The following is a 19460-nucleotide window of genomic DNA, read 5'->3' on the forward strand; positions in this document are numbered from 1 at the left end:
GATCACATAGCAATGTCCGAACCCTATTCCCCGTTTGATATACTGCAATGGCTGTCGCCTCAGAGCCAGAGAACATTTGTGGCTGCCAGTAGATCTCGCAAGTTGCCGGCGCGGGCAATGATCTATCAGCAGGCGGAACCGGGCGACGCAATGTACCGGTTGGTGTCGGGCTCGGTGCGGTTGTCGGTCATGCGGACCGATGGACGTGAATTGATCTATCAGTTGTTCGAGCCGGGCGACTGCTTTGGGACGAGCAGCCTCGTCGATGATGAACCGCGTCCCCAAACCGCCGAAGCCTTCGAAGATGTCGACCTGCAGCGTATCGATCGGGCGGCCCTCGACCAGCTGCGGCATGCCTGCGCCGACATGAACGACGCGCTGCTTCGCCTGCTCTCCCGACACATGCGGTTGCTGAGTGACCATTTCGCCGGGTCGAGCCTCGATGAGCTCGCTTGCCGGGTTGCGCAGCGTCTGATCGACACCGTCGATGCATTCGGGGTGGAAATCGCAGACGGTTTCCGGCTTGGTACCCGGCTGCCGCAATCCGAACTTGCGTTGATGGTCGGCTCCACTCGGCAATCGGTGAACAAGGCGCTTCACGACTTTCAGCTCGCGGGGCTGGTCGTGGTACAACACAACGGAATTGTCGTGCGAGACCTTAGCCGTCTTCGGGATATCGCCCGCGATGGATCGCGTCTCCGCTCCTTCGCTGCCTAGTCGATCCGGTCAGAGGGCCGAGCGGGTTGGCGTTCTTCGTTCGCTGTCAGCTAGTTGACAGTTGCATGCGGGGAATCAGCGTATGGCTGGTCTGAAAAGCTTTGGAGACGGGCATGGACAGCCAAGCGCAGGCACCAAGGGTGGTGTCGCTCAACGATAAATGGAATATAACGCGGGGCCGGATATTGCTCAACGGCACCCAGGCGCTTGCCCGTGTGTTGCTCGCCCAGCGGCAGCTCGATTGCGCTGAAGGCATCCATAGTGCCGGCTATATCAGCGGCTATCGCGGCTCACCTCTTGGCAATGTGGATACGACGCTATGGTCGATCGGAGATCGACTTCGGTCCGCCGACATCAAGTTCCAGCCGGGCGTCAACGAGGACCTGGCAGCGACCGCGATTGCGGGAACCCAGCAGATCGATCAGATCCCGGGGGCCAAGCACGATGGAGTCTTTGCTGCCTGGTATGGCAAGGGTCCGGGCGTGGACCGCTCTGGTGACGCATTCAAACATGGAAACTATGCTGGCGCACACCCGAAAGGCGGGGTCGTGGTGTTCTATGGCGATGATCATGCCGGCAAGTCGTCAACAGTGGCGTATCAGAGCGAACAAGCAATTGCGGCGAGTGCGATCCCGTCCTTCTATCCCGCGAATGTTGGCGAGATACTCCATTATGGTCTGATGGCACTCGCTTTGTCCCGCCATTCTGGCTCATGGGTCGCCGTGAAATGCGTCAACGAGGTGGTCGAGCAAACAGCGACGGTCGATATTGACCTCGACAACTTCAAGCCGGTGCTGCCGGCGATCACCGCCATGCCGACTGGCGGCCTCCATGCCACGGTTCGGCCCTTTAATCCGCTTCAGACCGAACAGATCGTCAACGACTTTCGACTGCCGCTGATCGCCCCCTTCGTCCGTGCCAACCGCATCGATCGCGCGATATTCCGCGCTACAGCACCACAGTTGGCGATTGTCAGCGCGGGCAAAAGCTATGGTGATGTCCTGCAGGCACTGTCGCTGTTGAGACTGGATGCGGTGAGTGCATCGGCCATAGGCATCTCGCTGTATAAAGTCGGTTGCATCTGGCCGCTTGACGGTGAAAGCTTGGCTGAATTCGCCCGCGGCCACGCGACGCTGCTTGTCGTTGAGGAAAAGAAAAGCTTTCTCGAGGCTCAGGCTGCATCGGCGCTCATCAATGACCGTGCAGCACCGCGCCTGATCGGTAAGGTGGACGAGGAGGGGCGTACCTTGCTGTCGTCCACGCTTCAACTCGAGCCTGCAGATATTGCGGTTGCGATTGCCAATCGGCTTGAACATCTGGGGCTTCTCTGTGTCGAACTCGGCATATTGCGCGACGGCCTTTCGCAGCGCAAACAACTCACGGCCGTTGCAAACAACGCGATAAAGCGCAGCCCATTCTTTTGCTCGGGTTGCCCACACAATCGTTCGACGCGGATACCCGACGGCAGTCTTTCAATGACGGGGATCGGATGCCACACGATGGCCAACTTCGTCCGTCCGGAAGAGGCGCTGCTACCGGCGCAGATGGGCGGCGAGGGCGGGAATTGGCTTGGCCTCGCACCATTCACAACCACGCCGCACATGTTCCAGAATATGGGCGACGGCACCTATTACCATTCGGGGTTGCTGGCTATTCGCGCTGCGGTCTCCGCACGGGTCAACATTACCTATAAGATCCTTTACAATGACGCGGTCGCAATGACCGGCGGCCAACCGGTCGATGGCCCGATTTCTGTCTCGGAAATGGCTCAGCAGGTCCGCCATGAGGGGGTATCTCGCATTGTCATCCTTAGCGACAACCCGGACCATCATCGCAGCGACCCGTCGTTCCCGCCCGGCGTGACCATCGGTCACCGCGACGAGCTCGATCGCATACAGCGCGAGCTGCGCGAAATTCCTGGCTGCTCGGTGCTCATCTATGAGCAGACCTGCGCAGCCGAGAAGCGGCGGCGGCGAAAGCAGGGGCGCTTCCCCGACCCCGCGATGCGCATGTTTATCGCAGATAAAGTCTGCGAGGGTTGTGGTGACTGTTCGGTGCAATCGACCTGTGTCAGCATCATGCCCAAGCCGACTGCCTTCGGTACCAAGCGAATGATCGATCAGTCGAGCTGCAACAAAGACTATTCGTGCAATGAAGGCTTTTGCCCATCGTTCATAACCGTGCGCGGTGCCGAGCCACGCAAGCCCGAGGCAGTCGCAATTGATGAAAGCATCTTTGCGGAATTGCCAGCGGCACCGATCAGGCCCGGGCCTTGCAACTTGATGGTTGCCGGCATTGGCGGCACCGGGGTCATCACCGTCGGCGCACTGATCGGCATGGCGGCGCATATTGACGGCTATGCGGCTTCGCTGTTCGACATGACAGGTCTGGCGCAAAAGAACGGCGCGGTATTCAGCCATATCCGGATCGCCGACAAGCCGGCCGAGCTGCACACCCAGCGTCTCGGTCACGGCGAGGCCGACGTACTCCTTGCCTTTGATCTGGTAGCTGCGCTTGCACCCGAAGCTGCGAACAGCTGTGCAGAAGGGCGGACCCGCGCCATCGCCAACATAAATGTCGCGCCAACGGCCGCCTTTCAGTTCGACCGTGATGCAACGATCGAACCCAACCTGCTGTTGGAGCAACTTGCCAGGCAGATCGGATTGGACGCAGTAACATCGGTTGAGGCGACCACACTCGCCAAAGAGTTGCTGGGCGACACGATAGCTGCCAATCTTATGTTGGTGGGGATCGCGCACCAACGCGGGATGTTGCCGGTCAGCACTCACGCCATTGAGGCAGCGATCCGGCTTAACCGTGTGGCGGTAACACTCAACCTGGCCGCGTTCCGCCTTGGTCGGCTATTCGTCGACGATCCTGGTCGGGTGTCCGCGATGCAAAAAGTGCCGATTGCATCATCACCCGAATTGGACTCGATCGAAGCAGTTGTCGCACATTGGTCAGCGCATCTTTGCTCCTATCAAGACGAGGCTCTCGCTCAGCGCTACCGCGAATTCATTGACCGGGTCGCTGAGGCTGAAGCTGCCGTACGGCCAGGCTCGAGCACCCTGACCAAAGTGGTTGCCCGAAATTATGCGAGACTGCTCGCGGTGAAGGATGAATATGAGGTAGCGCGCCTTCTCACCGATCCGGCGCTCCATGCGCAAATACGCAATGAATTTTCGGAAGGCGCGGTACTGTCGTTTAATCTGGCGCCACCATTCCTGGGAGGCCGCACGCCCAACGGTCGCCCGCGCAAGCGCGAGTTTCCAGCACAGTTGATGATGCCGGTGCTGCGCTTGCTCGCGAAAATGAAGTGGCTACGCGGCACGCCCTTCGATCTGTTTGGCTGGCATGCGGAGCGCCGAGCGGAACGCAGGTTACTGGCCCATTATGAGGCGCTGGTCGCACAAGTCACCGCTGAGTTGACGGCAGAAACGATCGAACATGCAACGGCCACCCTCGGTCGGATTGATGCCGTGCGGGGGTTTGGTCCGGTCAAGGAGAACGCGATGCAGACCTATATGGCGAAGGTGACCGAGACAGTTTAGGCACTATTCATTGGAGCCCGAAGCGCCTGAGTTTTAAGCCAACTCAGGCGCTTCGGGCCGATTTTCAGATCTGGAAACCGCCGCTAACGTCGATAACCGCCCCCGTGATGTAGCTGCCGTCTGGCCCGGCCAGGAATGTCACTGTGGCCGCTACTTCCTCTACCGTCGCAGCACGCCGGATTGCATGGAGATCCAGCACCGAGTCTGGCAGATTGACGATACCGGCCATCATATCGGTTAGCATCATGCCGGGTTGCACGACATTCGACGTAATATTGCGGTGGCCTAAATCGCGTCCAACGCCTTTTGAATAGCCGAGCAGGGCAGCCTTCGTGCCGGAATAGTCGGTGTAACCGGGATATGGCACACGTGTAGCACCCATTGAGCCGATGAAGATTATGCGCCCTCCATCGGTAAGCCTCTGCGCCGCTGCGCGCGTTACTGCGACCGTGCCAAGGACATTGATGTGCCACATGCGGTCAAGTGCCGCGGTGTTGAGTTCCGGGTCATCAATCAGTTGCCCTTGCACGCCAATCGCAGCGTTGTTGACCAGAATGTCAAGCTTGCCAAAGTGGGCAATCACATGCTCGACCAGAGGGGTAGCAGCAGTCAGATCGGCCTGATCGCTTTGGATTGCCAGCGCACGCACACCCTTCGCCTCCAGCTTCTCGACGACAACCGCAGCCTTTGCCGGCGAAGATAGGTAGCTGAATGCGACATCAGCGCCTTTTTCAGCCAACGCTTCCGCGATGGCGGCGCCTAGCCCGCGTGAGCCGCCGGTGATCAAAGCAACCTTGCCTGCCAATGCCTTTGTCATGTCAATTCCTTGTAAGTGCGATAAAATTCAGCATGGGCCAGATGGCTGGCCACCGCCAAAGGCGCCTGTGCGAAGAGCGATAGGCGAGACACAACGGCCTGCGCCGTCGTACTGGTGATGCACAGACGCGCACAAATAATGTATTTTCATGTCCCGCATAATTCGGATCAATTGTCCCGATTGGGGGCGAAGCCCTAAGCTGACACAGCAATTTTAGGTGGGGAACGCCAACATGCCAATTCTCGACGGAAAGGTGATCCTCATAACGGGAGGCGCTGGTGGTATTGGTGCCGCCACGTGCAAGGTGCTTGCCGATGCCGGAGCGCGTCTGGTCATAAGCGACATTGCCGAGGTAGCCGCGAAGGGGGTCACCGATTCCATCTGCGCACGTGGCGGCGAGGCGATCTTTATCGCCGCCGACCTATCGTCGGAAGACGCGATCCAAGGCCTCATCGATCAAAGCGTAGCGCACTATGGTCGCTTGGACGGGGCCTTCAACAATGCCGGTATGGAACAGCACAATGTCCCGTTGGATCGACTGACACTGTCACAATGGAATGGCGTCATGCAAATCGATCTCACGGCGGTTTTCCTCTGCATCAAATACCAGGTGCGTGCGATGCTGGAGAGCAGCGGTGGCGCGATCGTCAACACTGCCTCGAGCCTCGGTCAGGTTGCAATGTCCAACGCGGCAGAATATGTGGCTGCAAAGCACGGCGTCATCGGCTTAACGCGCGCTGCCGCTGCCGACTATGGTGCGAAGGGCATACGGGTAAACGCAATCCTGCCCGGTATCGTTCGAACGCCGATGATCGACCGACTGATTAAAGAGCCCCATTTCAACGAGCAAATCGAACGAATGAGGATGCGTCACTTGATGCAGCGGTTTGCTGAACCGTCTGAAATTGGCGAAGCGGCCAAGTGGCTTCTTTCGAACGAAGCATCTTTTGTGAACGGTGTTGCCTTACCAGTTGATGGCGGAGCCTTGGCAAATTGAGGTCTTCGCGGGCGGCGCTGCCCGCCAAGGCTTATTCGGCCATGACCGGCCATGATCGAGGTCGGTGGTTAGTGCTCGCCGCGGTCGGACGTCCCGAATTTTAGCGAGGAAATTTCAAGTGGCACAGCGTCGTGGCGACTGCGGATAAGCAACCGCTATTGCTCAAATAATCATAAAGAATTTTCGCATCTGCGCGGCCCTTCCTACAACATTTCAGTACAAGGCCCGACAGGGGCCAACGGGAGGACCTGAAATGAATTTATCGTCGCAAGCTACTGTTGGCGTGCTGGCTCTCGCTGTTTGCATTGCCCAACCCGCTCGTGCGGAGGCACCGACCGAGGTCGCTGCGAAGAGCGCGAACGACGGCCTAGGGGAAATCATCGTGACCGCGCAAAAGCGCACGGAACGATTGCAGGATGTACCTGTCGCCGTGACGGCGCTCTCAGCTGCTTCGCTTACGTCAAAGGGTGTCGATACCGTCTCGGACTTGGCCATGGTGACGCCTGGTCTTGTCTTCCCCTCCGTCGGTATTGGTGGATCGCCGCGCATTCGCGGTATTGGCACGCAGATTTCAAATGGCGGCAATGAGAACTCGGTCGCCACTTATGTTGATGGGGTTTATTATCCCGCAGCGGGCGGCAATGTGCTGACATTTAACAACATCCAGCAAGTTGCTGTTCTCAAAGGTCCGCAGGGAACGCTCTTTGGACGCAATGCAACGGGTGGTCTGATCCAGATAACGACCCGTGATCCAGGGCAGCAGTTTGAAGGAAATGCCAAGGTTGGGTATGGAAACCATAATACAGTCAGCGGGAGCGCATATCTGGCGGGTGGTATTTCTAGCGCCCTTGCCGCCGATATCGCGATAAATTACAAAAACCAGCAAGACGGGTTTGGGAAGAACCTGTTCAATGGCAAAGATGTCGGAACATCTGAATCATTTTCAGCACGCACCAAATGGAAAGCTAAATTGGGTGATGCGACAACGGCGACAATCATAGCGGACTATAGTCGCAATAAGGGTAGCTTTCCCGGATATCGACCTGTTCCAAATCAGGTGTCTTTGCTTGGCACGACATTCACTGGTGGAAAATTTGATGTAAATTCAGATATTCAGCCAATGACCGACAGTGAAGACTATGGTGTAAGTCTTAATTTAACACATGAATTTTCGTCTGTAAAATTGGTGAGTATTTCTGCTTATCGCCATGGCGACTGGAAATTCAATTTCGACTCAGATTCGTTGCCGGCACCTATCCTCAGCGCAAACGGTACTGTACCTGATCGAATGTTCAGTCAGGAGCTTCAGCTACTGTCGACGGCCAAGGGGCCATTCGGGTGGGTTGCAGGGCTTTACTATTTCAACCGGAAGAGCGGATATACTCCCGGACAGTTGGTCGCTCCTGCCCTTGGCTTTATCGAGGATCTGACATCGCACCAGAATACGGAGTCCTTCGCTGGTTTTGGTCAAGCAACCTACAAGATCACCGCTGACACCTCAATCACAGCCGGCCTTCGCCTCACGACAGAAACGAAGTCATTTGCGGGGGTTGGAGTTTTTCATTCGCTCTCGCCAGCTTTCAACGCCCCGCTCGGTCCGACCGCCGATAGTCAAAAAGTCACAAAGTTGACATGGCGGGCGTCAGTTGATCATCACTTTAATCAAGATGTCATGGTCTATGCATCATATAATCGCGGTTTTAAAAGCGGAGGTTATGATGCGCCATCTGTGGCAGTAGCTTCCTACTTCAGGCCTGAAGTACTCGATGCATTTGAGGCGGGATTGAAGAGTGAATTCCTGGATCGGCATCTGCGCGTAAATGGGGCGGCTTATTACTACGATTTCAAGGATATTCAGCTCAATACCTACGTTAATGGCTTGCCCGCGATTTACAACGGAAAATCGGCCAAGAACTATGGCTTCGACTTTGACGTTGCGGCAGTCCCTGTTGCTGGTTTGACGCTCACAGCAGGCGTGGCTTATGTGCACGGCCGGTTTGATGATTTCCAGGTAGCACAAACAGCGGCCCTTGCAACGGGAGGGATCGCGCAAGTTGGCAACATTAGCGCAAAAGGTAAACGGCTTCCGAATACGCCTGATTGGACGGTCAATCTCGGGATCGAATACAATGTGCCGATTGGCAGTACGAACCTGCTTCTTTCAGGTGACTATTTCCATTCGAGTGAGTGGTTTGCCGCTCCCGAGAACCGTACTCGGCAGCCGGCCTATTCACTGGTAAACGGGTCCGCCAAACTGTCGTTTGCAAATGACAAGTTTAGCCTGATGGTATGGGGTCGCAATCTGGGCAACGTCGCCTATGCCAGCCAACTTTTCAATCAGGTTCCGGTAGCTGATGTCGTCTACTACGCGGAAGGTCGAACCTTTGGAGTTACGCTTGGCGCTAAGTTCTGAGCGTGGGCACTCCGGAATTGGAGTGGCGCCGGGTTGGGGCAGTTTTAAATAGAAGTGTGGGAAGGGGCCTTGTCACGGCTCTGAGTTGAGGTGCGCTCGCCTGCTAAAATAATAAGCAGGCGAGTTTGCATAGTATTTGAAGGAATTTTCCGTGAGCGCTGGCAAAATTATTATCAGTTGCGCTGTAACTGGCTCGATCCACACGCCCTCAATGTCACCTCACCTTCCTGTCACTGCTGCAGAGATCGCATTTTCTGCACTTGAAGCGGCTGAAGCAGGCGCGGCTATTGTCCATCTTCATGCACGCGATCCGCACGATGGTCGGCCTGATCAATCGCCAGAGGCCTTTGAGCCCATTTTGCGCCGCATAAAGCAGGCGTCGAATGTTGTGGTCAATATCACCACAGGTGGCGCGCCGCATATGACGATCGAAGAACGCGTGCGCCCCGCAGCAACTTGGCAGCCAGAGGTGGCTAGTCTCAACATGGGCTCGATGAATTTTGGGCTGTTTCCGATGCTTAAGCGTTACAGCGAATTCAAGTTTTCGTGGGAACACGAAATGCTTGAAGGTTCTCGCGATCTCGTTTTCCGCAATAGCTACAAGGACATTCAATATATTTTTGATGAATTAAAATCATCGGGAACACGTTATGAATTCGAATGTTATGACACGTCTCATCTGCACAATTTACATTATTTCTGGAAAGAAGGGATAGTTAAAGCTCCGCTTTTCATCCAGACGTGTTTTGGTCTCTTAGGCGGTATTGGATCACATCCTGATGAAGTAATTCATATGAAGCGGACGGCTGATCGGCTTTTCGGCAACAACTATCGTTGGTCGGTTCTGGCGGCAGGGCAAGCGCAAATGCGAGTGGCGGCAATGGCGGCGGCCATGGGAGGCCATGTACGGATCGGGCTTGAAGATTCGCTCTGGCTCGCGAAGGGGCGGCTGGCGATTTCGAACGCTGAGCAGGTCGTCCGTGTCAGGCAAATTATCGAGGGGTTGGGGTTGGAAGTTGCGACCGCCGATGAAGCCAGGGAAATTCTTATGCTGAAAGGCGGCGATAACGTCGCATTTTGAGCGGTAGGGCCCGGAGCCGCTTTGTATGTACCATGCAGGTCCTCAGTCGTTGCGATCGCTAATTCGGTATTGGCTTTGGTGGTGTGGGCGTCCTTGTGGCTTGGAAAGGATCTCGTTTTGAGCGTTGAAAGAGTGGTCATTCAGCGCACTTTTGGCACCCGCCATGGACCGATCACCCGACTAATGAGTCCGGGTGATCTTGGTCAAATACTTAAGCCGTTTATCTTCCTGGATTATGTTGAATCAGCAGGGAACGCGCCGCAATTCGGCTATCATCCCCATTCCGGCATAGCCACGCTGACTTTCCCGCTGACGTTTGATTTTGAACACACGGCGTCCAATGGGCAGGTAGACCAGGTGACCAAAGGTGGAATTGAATGGGTGATGGCGGGCAGTGGCATATGGCACAAGGCGCAGGCACTAAACGGGACTCGGTTGTTGGCGTTCCAAACTTGGTTTGCCTTGCCGCCGTCGCATGAATTGGCTGAGCCTTGCACCCAGTTTCTGCTGCCTGATGATGTTCCCCGGTCCGGACCGGTTACCGTCTTGCTGGGCGAATATAGCGGGATGCGCAGCAAAATCAGCGCGCCATTCGCCTTGTGCTATTTATGGGTGGAGCTCCCAACGGGTGAACGCTGGATATATCAACCTCACCATAAGCACGACATCGCGTGGGTATTTGTTCAGTCAGGTACGCTTTGCGCAAATGGCGTCTCGCTTGAACGGGAATTAGCTGTGTTCGCAGATGGCAACGGGGCATTACATTTTCACGCAGAGGGGCCATGCACGTTTCTGGTCGCATCGGCGACCCGGTTGTCCCAATCGCTGTCGCTTGGCAATTACTCGGTGCATTCGTCCGCTGAAAATTTGGCTTTGGGCGAAGCGCGCATCGCTGAAATTGGCGCTTCTATCCATCTATGAACTTTTGATTTTTCGCCTCACTTATTCGAGAGGGTGCGTTGGCGGGTTCGACCCGGCTTTCGGCAGGGACCAAGCTCCAAGCAGGCTGAGCGCCGCAGTTGTGTCTTATTTCTTCGCAGCGGATCGCGAGGCTTGCAGGTATGACGGACAGGGTTCGTACTTTCTGCGGCGCTGCTGCATCCACTATATTGGCGTGGACTTGAGCGCGTTGGCGGTGCTGGGGAACAGATCAGCATCGGGAAAGGCGGAAGCGAAGGCGACCCGCATACGCAAGCTAGATTCTATGACGCGTGCCGCGACCCTGAGAAGTCGCAGGCGCACCGTGTCGAACTGGACGGTGGTAAGGCGCTGTATCCCTTGGGATTACTCGCTGCACACGCCACATCAGTCAGTGAGCGGCGGTGTGAAGGATCAGGCGGATTTGATTGCGATTGGCTGACCGGCAATAGGTGCAATTGCTGGAAAGCTGGCACCTGTGCAACTTGGCCAGGTTCTCGGCATTGCCGCGCGCACCGTACTGGACCTTGTACAGGTTCGCGGCGCCGAGGGAGAAAGCGCGGGGCCGAAAACAACGTGCCGCGCCTTAGCGACGCAGGTCTCCATGGCAACCTCGCCCCCGGCATCGATCAGCATCAGGCTCGAGTCCGCCTCGGGGACAGCACTGGCAAGCCGACTACCATAGGCAGGGCCGATCAGCACGACCGGCTTGAACTGTGCCCCTGCTTGCTCAGACTGCAGCGCCTTGATGGATTCGAAGACATCGCGGGCATAGCTGACAGCGAGCGCGGCGGGGGCACCTTGCTCTTTCTGATTCCGCGCGGATTGATCGCGGCGGAAAGATGGCCTGCACCGACAATTCGCGCTGCCAGGTCGTCGATATCGGTTGCTCTCCGGCCGAGGGAGGGCAGCAAGGCAACTAGCGCCCTCTTGCCACGCACCAACGCATCGGCCGTTACCCGGTCTGCTAAATGACTGGACGTATTGCTGATCACCTGGCTCTCTACGTCACTGCCCGGACTAGGAACCTCCCTCGGAAAGCGTTGATGGCAAGGCCAAAAGCTAATGCAAGTGCCCCGACCGCAGTTAGACGAATCACGCATTCTGCGTGCGGCATTTTCCTCGTCTTCCCCTTCCACAATGGCGTCACGCCAAGCCCAATCCACGTTTTAGCGCAGCGATGCACGCCGCGCGGAACTGCTTGGACACTCGAGCAGTCGGGGCCAGAGCATCGAAGGCATGGTAAGCGCCGGGAACCACCAGCAGTTCAACTGGCACACCGGCCGCATTAAGGCGCGAAGCATAGGTAATGTCTTCGCCAGCAAACAGGTCAAGCCCGCCAACTGAGATGAATGTAGGAGGCAGGCCGGCGAGATCCTCTAGCCGCGCAGGAACCGAGCCATTCGGTACTTTGTTCAGTCCGGGCGACTGCCCCAGCAAGGCGCCCCAACCAAATCGATTGGATGCTGTGTTCCAGATGAAGCGGCCGACATGCGGCGGAACGCTGAGGGTGGACCCGGTCCGATCATCAAGCATCGGATAGATCAGCATCTGAAACGAGATCGGAAACTCCCCTCGGTCGCGTGCGGCTATTGCAAGCATGGCGGCATGGCCACCGCCAGCACTCTCTCCACCGATTGCGATTCGCGACGGATCGATACCCAGCTCTGCGGCATGGCCATGCAACCAGCGCAGCGCCGCGTAATTGTCCTCCAGCGCGCCCGGAAACCGAACTTCAGGCGCGAGACGGTAGTCGACCGATACGATTAGGCAGCCGCAGGCCGCAGCCAGCGCCTGGTAGGCTGCCGGGTACTGATCGACCCGTCCGCCCACGAACCCGCCGCCGTGCATGTGAAGGTAGGCCGGGCTGGCTGACTTTCCGTCGGTGCCATCGATTACCATGACACGGACATCCGGAGCGCCCCTGGACCCTGGGATGGTGCGAAACTGCGGCTGTAGTGCAGGTGCGGGCGCGGTTGGAAAGGGCGGACGCTTGCGCACCAATGGCAAGCTTTGCGCGGTGACGGTAAAGTCAGGTAGAGCCTTCACGGCCTCGATCAGTTCGGGATCGACCAGAGCAAAGTGATCATCGGCCATCCCACCAAGCGCAGCGGCTGAATCCGGCTTGCTCAGCAGCCCGGCAGTGACCCCAAATGCTGTAATCCCGATGCCAAACTCACGACGACCGAGAACTATCCCAGGCATGGCCGCTCCTCCATTAATGCCGTTCAATTGGTGGCAGGCGGTAACGCCCGTCGCGGAATTCCGGCCTCGGCCAATAGGCCCGGAAGCTCAGGCTGAACGGCCCGCTGGCTGGAGCGGGGAGCCAGTTGGCACTGCGGTCACCAACGGGGTCGGTGCGCGAAATCCAGATGTCGAGACTGCCATCGGCGCCGTAGGTCAGGCCCTTGGTGCGATTGCCGATCGAGTAGCGGCCAAGTGGATTGGCCGTCAGGTATAGCTGCCCTTCGCTGGTTGCTTCGTACATGGTGAGTGACCAAAAGGCATCGACCGGCGGCGGCGCTGGCAGATGCATGCGATAGAGGCCATCGCCGGTGAACAGTCGACCATTGTCACCTTGCGGGGCCAGGTACATCGCTTCGTCCGGCGTGTTGGCGGCGAGGCCAACCAGTGCGACGATTGCACGATAAAGGTGGTCCTGTCCGAAATTGCCAAGGTCGGCTTTGGGATAGCTCCACCCGCCAACAAAGCTCGCAGACTTGGCCAGGGCGACCAACTGGCCCCGTGCCTCGGTGATCCCCGCCTCGATTTCCGCCATGGTGGCGGTGGACAGCCTTCCGGGCTCGAACGGCTTGCCTGGCTGCAGCCCAAGCACCGCGAACCGGGCCAGTTCGGCATGGTCGGCGGCCGGTGGCGGATCGCTTCGCAGCAGCCGCGCGGCGCTGGCGAAATAGTCGGTTGCCGCCGCGCTGCGCCGGGCAAAGCCGCCGGGAATCGGGATCGCCGGCCCCGTCAGCGTGAGCCGGTCCTGTAGCGCATGGGTTGCGGGCAGGTCATCGTCACCGTCGGTCAGGATTCGCGCCAGCAGCCAGCCGTGCGGCGTCGCCAGGTGGATCGGATTTGGCCCCCTGGCCGGTTGCCCTGGCCCGATCAGGGTAAATGTGCCGCCCGAAGGCCCAATCTGTGCATCGAAGGTCCGCTTCGAGATGCAGGCATTGGTGTTGGTGTACATGTCCATCAACTGCACCGCGCAATAGCGGTTACCGGCATCGGGCACGTTCAACGTCACCGGACCCTGCGTCAGGTCGAACCAGGCGCTGGAATAGAGCGTATCGTTGTTGGGCGCAGTGACCTGTCGCTTCGAGGGATCGGCCAGGGTGCGGACATGGCTGATCTTGTTGGCCGCTCGATCCGCAAACTGCGCCTGGCGGGTATTCGCCATTTCGATCAGTGGCAAGGCATAGAGCCAGGCCTCGCGCGCGGCGCCTTTCAAGTCACCTGTCGCAGCAAGCGCGCGCGCCGCGGGAAGCAGCAGTGTCGCCGCCGTTGCCGCCAGAAAATCGCGTCGGTCCATGGTCCCCACTCCTATTTTTCGGGCTGCTTCAGCGCCTGATAAACCAGCCGCTGCGACAAGTCCGGCAGGTCTTCCATCCCGCTCGATCCGCGCCATCGCTGGATCATGCCGATGAAGAACAAGTCGTTTTTCGGATCGATCCAGAACCAGGTTCCGGCCGCTCCACCCCAGCTGATGGTCCCCTTGCCCACCGGGACTTTCGCGGCGGTCGGGTCGGTGATCACCAGGAAGTCGAGCCCGAAGCCGACGCCCTCACCGAAATGGAACGCCGAAGTTCCCATGGTCGCGACCAGCCCGTTGTCGAACTTCACGCCGGGCCGGACGACATTCTGCCCCATCAGCGAGATTGTCCGGGGCTGCAGGATTCGCACGCCATCCAGCTGGCCGCCATTGAGGATCATCTGGCAAAACCGGCGATAATCGCCTGCGGTTGAAACGAGCCCTGCACCGCCGGATTCCAGGCGGTCAGGATCCGTGAAATTGCTCAGTTGAGGGGCGAAACCGGGTGGTATCGGTACTACCTTGCCCGACCGGGGATCGAGCGCAAAGAAGTCCGCGAAGCGCGCGACTTTATCTGGATGAACATAGAAGGCCGTGTCCGTCATTTTCAGCGGCCCCAGGATGCGCTCCTGCAGGAATGCGCCGAACGCCTTGCCGGTGATCACTTCTACGATCCGCGCCTGCAGATCGACCCCGATCGAGTAGGACCAGCCTTCGCCGGGCTGGAATTTCAGCGGGATGCTGGCCACCTTCGCGGCCACGTCAGCCAGGTTCTTCGATCCCGTGACATCTTTGGCACGGAACATGTCATCGACAGGGCCGCCTGGCAGCAGTCCGTAGCCGAACCCGGCAGTGTGGCTCATCAGTTCGCGCATGGTCGGCGGTCTCTTGGCCGGCTCAGTGATCGGATGGCCCGCCGCATCGACACCAGTCAAAACGCGCAAGTTTGCAAATTCGGGAAGGAACTTGCTGATCGGGTCGTTCAGCTTCCACTTACCCTCTTCGTAAAGGACCATCATGGCCGCGCCAGTGATGGGCTTGGTCATCGAGAAGATGCGGAAGATCGTCTCGTTGGTCTGGGCGATGTTGCGGGCGGGCGAAGCCTGCCCGAACGAGTTGAAGGCCACGACCTTGCCGTGGCGTACCAGCAGGTAGGTCAACCCAGGCACTTCGCCCTTGACGACCGCTTGCGAGAGCCCTCGATCGAGTTCGTGCAGGGCTGCACGATCGAAGCCGATGCGTTCGGGGGCCGCGACAGGCGCGGCCGGTCCTGGATCGCGCGTTTCTCCGTTGGCCGTCAACGGGGCGGTTGCTGCAAGCAGGGCCGACAGGAGCAGCATTGGTTTGACTGGTATCATGGCTGCATTCTCCCTGCGCATCAGAAGTGGAACCGCAACGTCGCTCCGAAGGTGCGCTGGTCGCCAAGCTGGCCCGTCAGGAGGCCAGTGTTGCCGACGCCGACCGCAATGTCCGAGAGGTATCGCTTGTCGAACAGGTTCTTAACCCAGACCGATACGTCCATTCGGCGGTTAAGGGCCCGGGCACCCAGCCGGGCGTTGACGAGGTGCAGCGGGCTGAGCAGGGTAGCCGCCGACAAGCCGCCGTTGTTCACACTCGACCGGTAGCTGTAGTCGAAACCGAGGTAGGCCTCGGACGGCGCTCGAAACACCGTGACCGGCTGCTTCAACTCGCCACCGAACGACGCGCTCCATTTTGGTATGCCAGCAACCCGATAGCCGGCAAGGTTGCAGGTGTTCTGATTGGTCAGTTCGAGCGGGCAAGGGCCAGCGGGGTAGTCAACGAACTTCGCATCGGTGTAAGCAAGGGCGCCGTAAAACGAAATATTGTCCGACAGCGTTCCCCGTGTGTCGATTTCGACGCCTTTCGACCGCACCTTGGGAACATTGGCAAGGTAGCTAACCGACAGGCGTGTAGGATCTGCCACGGTTGCCTGATAGTTGCGGTCATTCTCGAGGAAGCCAGCGACATTGAAAATGAGGTGGTTGTCGAACAGTGTGCTCTTGAACCCGATTTCGTAGGCATCGATGGATTCGGGCGCAACAACCGGGCTGATGCCGCTGGCAAGCTGGGTAAGATTGAGACCCCCCGAACGGTTACCGCGCGAATAGCCCGCGTAGATCAGGACATCCTTGCCGAAACGATACGAGAGGTTTGCCGACCCCGACACCTTGCCGGTCTTGCTCTGCACATCGAACGTCCCGCTCGATGCAAAAGCCGCCCTGAGCGGCGCAAAGGCCGCGAGTGGTCCGGCCAGCGGCAGGCCACCTGACGCGACACTCGAATAATGGCCGCGCTTGTCATCGTGCGAATAGCGCAGGCCGCCAGTCAGGCTCAGCGCATCGGTCAGGTGAAAAGTCGCCTGGCCGTATGCGGCAAGGCTGGTGGTGCGGTAGCGGTTGTTGTCAACTTTCGTGACACCGTTGAGGACCAGCCCGGGCAGAGCCTGGCTGACCAGCAGTGGGGTTGCAGCGGGGCCATAGCTGACCGTCAATTGCTGATCGATGGTCTCGTCGTAGAAGAACAAGCCGGCGGCATAGTCGAGCTTGTGGCTTCCGGACGAAGATATCCGCAGCTCCTGGCTGTACTGATTTTGCCGGTCGACGTTGTCGGCCGCGGCAAAAGTACTTAGCGGTGTGAAATCAAGATCGTTAACGGGCGACCAGTTCCAGAACCGCCAGGCCGAAACCGAGGTTAGCGTGGCTCCGATCAGATCGACATCAATCTGCGCCGAAGCGCCGCCGCTTTCATTGCTGATCGAAATCGGCCGGTCGTTGACGGTCATACGCGCGAACGGGTCGATGACCGGGGTATAGCCGAAAAGACCTGCGATGGTCCGGAAGTTCTTGCCGTTGGCAGGGGCCACGATGCCCGCCAGGACCTGCGCGCAGCAGTCCTGGTTCTGCTTCGAATAATCACCGATCAGCCTGACCGAGACGGTCGAGCTCGGGGTAAGAAGGATCTGCCCGCGCACCAGATAGCTGTTGCGGTTGTTCTGCTTCGTGCCGGTGAACTGATTGGTCAGGTTGCCCTCGCGCGTTGTCACCGAGCCGGACAAGCGGACAGCGAGGAGGTTGTCGACCAGCGGAATGTTGATCGCGGCCTTGCCTTGCAGGAAGCCAAGATTGCCGGCGCTCAACTCGGCATTTGCTTCAGGCGTGAATTTGGGCTTGGCGGTGGTGACGCTGATCGCGCCAGCAGTGGTGTTCTTGCCGTAAAGCGTGCCTTGTGGTCCGCGAAGGACCTCGATCCGTTCGATGTCGATCAGATCGAACGCACTTGTTCCGGGCCGGTTGTAGTAGACTTGGTCGATGTAGAAGCCGACGCCGGGATCGAGCCCATCGCTGGCGATGGCGATGTTGTTGCCGAGCCCGCGAATGTTGAGGTTGGTGTTGCGCGGGTTATAGGCCTGGAAGCTCAGGCTCGGGGCAAGCTTGGAAAGGTCAGCCACGCTGGTTGTATTGGTCTTGGTTAAGAGATCTGCACCGACTACCGACAGGGCTACGGGAATGTCCTGCGCGCGTTCGTCACGGTGGCGCGCGGTGACAACGATATCCTGGCTGGTTGCCGCTTCCGCAGCGGGCGCCTCGGCGTACGCCGGACCGGCCATGCCGAACAGCACCGCGATCGTCGAAACAGAACCGAATGTGGCCTTGCGAAGTCGCTTCATATCCCCTCCCCCTGGGTCCGACTCGTTGGTCGGATTTGACACATGAGTATCGTAATACACCATCGAGGTGACGCCTCAAGAGCAATTTGACATATGAGTGTCAGACGGCTCCGAAGTGCGAAGCCTTCGAAATTGATCGAGTTTGGAATTGAAGAGCAACCACGCTTGCCCTAGCGTTTTTGACAAACCAGTTCCCGCCTGCCGTTTTGCGTCGAATGACGGGCACGACATCAACCTCGCAGTTGGAAGTAGCCGAAGTTGCCGATCCAGCCACAAACCGAACCCAAGCGCAGCCGCCACGAGTCGATTCTCGATTCGGCCGCGTTTCAGCTCGCGAACTATGGTGTGGGCAACGCGACCCTGCCCGAAATCGCGACTTGCATCGGCATTACCCGGTCAGCGATCTACTATTATGCGAAGTCCAAGGAGGACCTTGTCTACCAGGTCTACAAGCGATCGTGCGACATCCTGGTCAAGACTGCCGAAGCTTCGGCACGCTTGCCAGTGCCGGTACCGGGCCAGATTGCGGCATTCATCGCCGAAGTAACATCGCGGCCGCAGACCGATGTCATTGCGCTCAATGAAGTCGGCATGCTGGCACCTGATCAGCAAAGCGAGGTTCTTGCGCGCTATGAGGATGCAGTGGGGGCCCTTGCGGCTCTGATAACGGCCGGCACAGCGCGCAGGGAATTGCGCCGATGCGATGCCCGGATTGCTGCCCATGGTATCGTCAGTATTGTCCAGCAATTGTGCATGATCAAAGGTTGGGAAGGCATCACCGGAAATCTGTCTCCGTTGGTCGATGTCCATTTGGACATGGAACGTCTGGTCGAGGTCGCGATCGATCTCGTCGTCAATGGTTGGGCCGGCGATCGTGCACGCGCGGTGCCGCTCGACCTGATCGACCTTGCCCCGTTGAATGATCTCCCGGACAGTGCCTTCGATCGGGAGGGTCTGGCACGGGCAAAGCGAACGGAAATCCTGACCACGGCCTCACGCATGTTCAACCGTCGCGGAGTGAGTTCTACCACGCTCGACGATATCGCCGCCGAACTGCATGCGACCAAGCGTACACTTTACCATCATGTCGGCGACAAGCAGGAGATCCTCTCGGCCTGCCATGCGCGCTCCCGAGAGATCACCAACTTCCTGTTCGATCAATATGCCAAACGGCTCTCGATGGGCGACGATCCCTTCGACGCCCATGTCAATCATTTGCGAAGTTCGGCGCTTGCGGTGTCTGATCCGCAACTGGAACCTCTTAGACTTGCTGTCGGACTTCCGGATCTTCAGGAAAACGAGCGGGCCGCATATGAGGAATTCGTGCGGTGCGTTGGGGCCCGTTGGCAGCAAACGCATGCCGCCCTCGAAGCCACTGGCCATCTGCGCGCACTTGACGCGGACGTGATGGGATCGATCCATGTCGGTTCGATCAACTGGCTGGCCAAGGGACTGATGACCATTGAGACTGAAAACCGGGTGCATATCGTCACGGAGGTTATCGATTTGCTGCGCCTTGGCTTGTCTCCGCTCGATTAGAGCCCAATGGCCAAACTTGCTGAATTGCATTTGCCGCACTTGATCCTGAAGGGACCGCACCGGCGGCGAACCGAACTCGACCGATGCTTCCTTGAAGGGCGCCAGAAACAAACGCCTCTGGTTCAACTTCGCTGCGGTGCCTCTTGAAAAGGCTGGCACCCGAAATCCCGAACAGTGGAGGCGAACTGCCGGTTTGCGCATTCC

At 58.3% G+C, this 19460-nt stretch carries 12 protein-coding genes and 1 pseudogene; 7 read left to right on the forward strand and 6 right to left on the reverse strand.

Features of this window, described 5'->3' with window-relative positions:
* Positions 1-12: 12 nt before the first annotated feature.
* Together CFE35_RS15345 and CFE35_RS15350 are read left to right on the forward strand one after the other, a co-directional pair.
* Positions 13-717 (forward strand): Crp/Fnr family transcriptional regulator, encoded by a 705-nt coding sequence (locus tag CFE35_RS15345; RefSeq protein WP_292931796.1) that lies wholly within the window; start codon positions 13-15, stop codon positions 715-717.
* Between the two features lie 113 nt (positions 718-830).
* Positions 831-4268 (forward strand): indolepyruvate ferredoxin oxidoreductase family protein, encoded by a 3438-nt coding sequence (locus CFE35_RS15350; protein ID WP_292931798.1) that lies wholly within the window; start codon positions 831-833, stop codon positions 4266-4268.
* Positions 4269-4332: 64 nt separating this feature from the next.
* Here CFE35_RS15350 and CFE35_RS15355 read toward each other — a convergent pair whose 3' ends face one another.
* Positions 4333-5085, reverse strand: coding sequence for an SDR family oxidoreductase (locus CFE35_RS15355; protein WP_292931800.1), 753 nt, complete (start codon positions 5083-5085; stop codon positions 4333-4335).
* Between the two features lie 232 nt (positions 5086-5317).
* Between CFE35_RS15355 and CFE35_RS15360 the strand changes: the two genes are divergently transcribed.
* The 4 genes from CFE35_RS15360 to CFE35_RS15375 all read left to right on the forward strand — a co-directional run bounded on the left by CFE35_RS15360 (position 5318) and on the right by CFE35_RS15375 (position 10497).
* Positions 5318-6082 carry an SDR family oxidoreductase gene (locus tag CFE35_RS15360; protein WP_292931802.1) on the forward strand — a complete coding sequence of 255 codons (765 nt, stop codon included), beginning with the start codon at positions 5318-5320 and terminating at the stop codon, positions 6080-6082.
* A 253-nt stretch (positions 6083-6335) separates the two neighbouring features.
* A complete protein-coding gene (locus tag CFE35_RS15365) occupies positions 6336-8495 on the forward strand; it encodes a TonB-dependent receptor (protein WP_292931804.1) in 2160 nt (719 codons plus the stop codon).
* A gap of 151 nt (positions 8496-8646) precedes the next feature.
* Positions 8647-9576, forward strand: a complete 930-nt coding sequence (locus tag CFE35_RS15370; protein WP_292931806.1) for a 3-keto-5-aminohexanoate cleavage protein — start codon at positions 8647-8649, stop codon at positions 9574-9576.
* 117 nt (positions 9577-9693) lie between these two features.
* Positions 9694-10497: a pirin family protein gene (locus CFE35_RS15375; RefSeq protein WP_292931808.1), complete on the forward strand. Its 804-nt coding sequence runs from the start codon at positions 9694-9696 to the stop codon at positions 10495-10497.
* Between the two features lie 183 nt (positions 10498-10680).
* On the opposite strand, the pseudogene CFE35_RS15380 reads toward CFE35_RS15375, so the two are convergent.
* The 5 genes and pseudogenes from CFE35_RS15380 to CFE35_RS15400 all read right to left on the reverse strand — a co-directional run.
* A pseudogene (locus CFE35_RS15380) lies at positions 10681-11053 on the reverse strand (transposase); the annotation flags it as partial.
* A 587-nt stretch (positions 11054-11640) separates the two neighbouring features.
* A complete protein-coding gene (locus tag CFE35_RS15385; RefSeq protein ID WP_292931810.1) occupies positions 11641-12699 on the reverse strand; it encodes an alpha/beta hydrolase in 1059 nt (352 codons plus the stop codon).
* 13 nt (positions 12700-12712) lie between these two features.
* Positions 12713-14029 carry a DUF1254 domain-containing protein gene (locus CFE35_RS15390; RefSeq protein ID WP_292931812.1) on the reverse strand — a complete coding sequence of 439 codons (1317 nt, stop codon included), beginning with the start codon at positions 14027-14029 and terminating at the stop codon, positions 12713-12715.
* 11 nt (positions 14030-14040) lie between these two features.
* Positions 14041-15369 (reverse strand): serine hydrolase domain-containing protein, encoded by a 1329-nt coding sequence (locus tag CFE35_RS15395; protein ID WP_292931814.1) that lies wholly within the window; start codon positions 15367-15369, stop codon positions 14041-14043.
* Positions 15370-15407: 38 nt separating this feature from the next.
* Positions 15408-17717, reverse strand: a complete 2310-nt coding sequence (locus tag CFE35_RS15400; protein ID WP_292931816.1) for a TonB-dependent receptor — start codon at positions 17715-17717, stop codon at positions 15408-15410.
* Positions 17718-17975: 258 nt separating this feature from the next.
* Between CFE35_RS15400 and CFE35_RS15405 the strand changes: the two genes are divergently transcribed.
* Positions 17976-19256, forward strand: coding sequence for a TetR/AcrR family transcriptional regulator (locus CFE35_RS15405; protein WP_292931818.1), 1281 nt, complete (start codon positions 17976-17978; stop codon positions 19254-19256).
* Positions 19257-19460 lie beyond the last annotated feature (204 nt).

This window comes from Novosphingobium sp. PASSN1, from assembly GCF_002278815.1.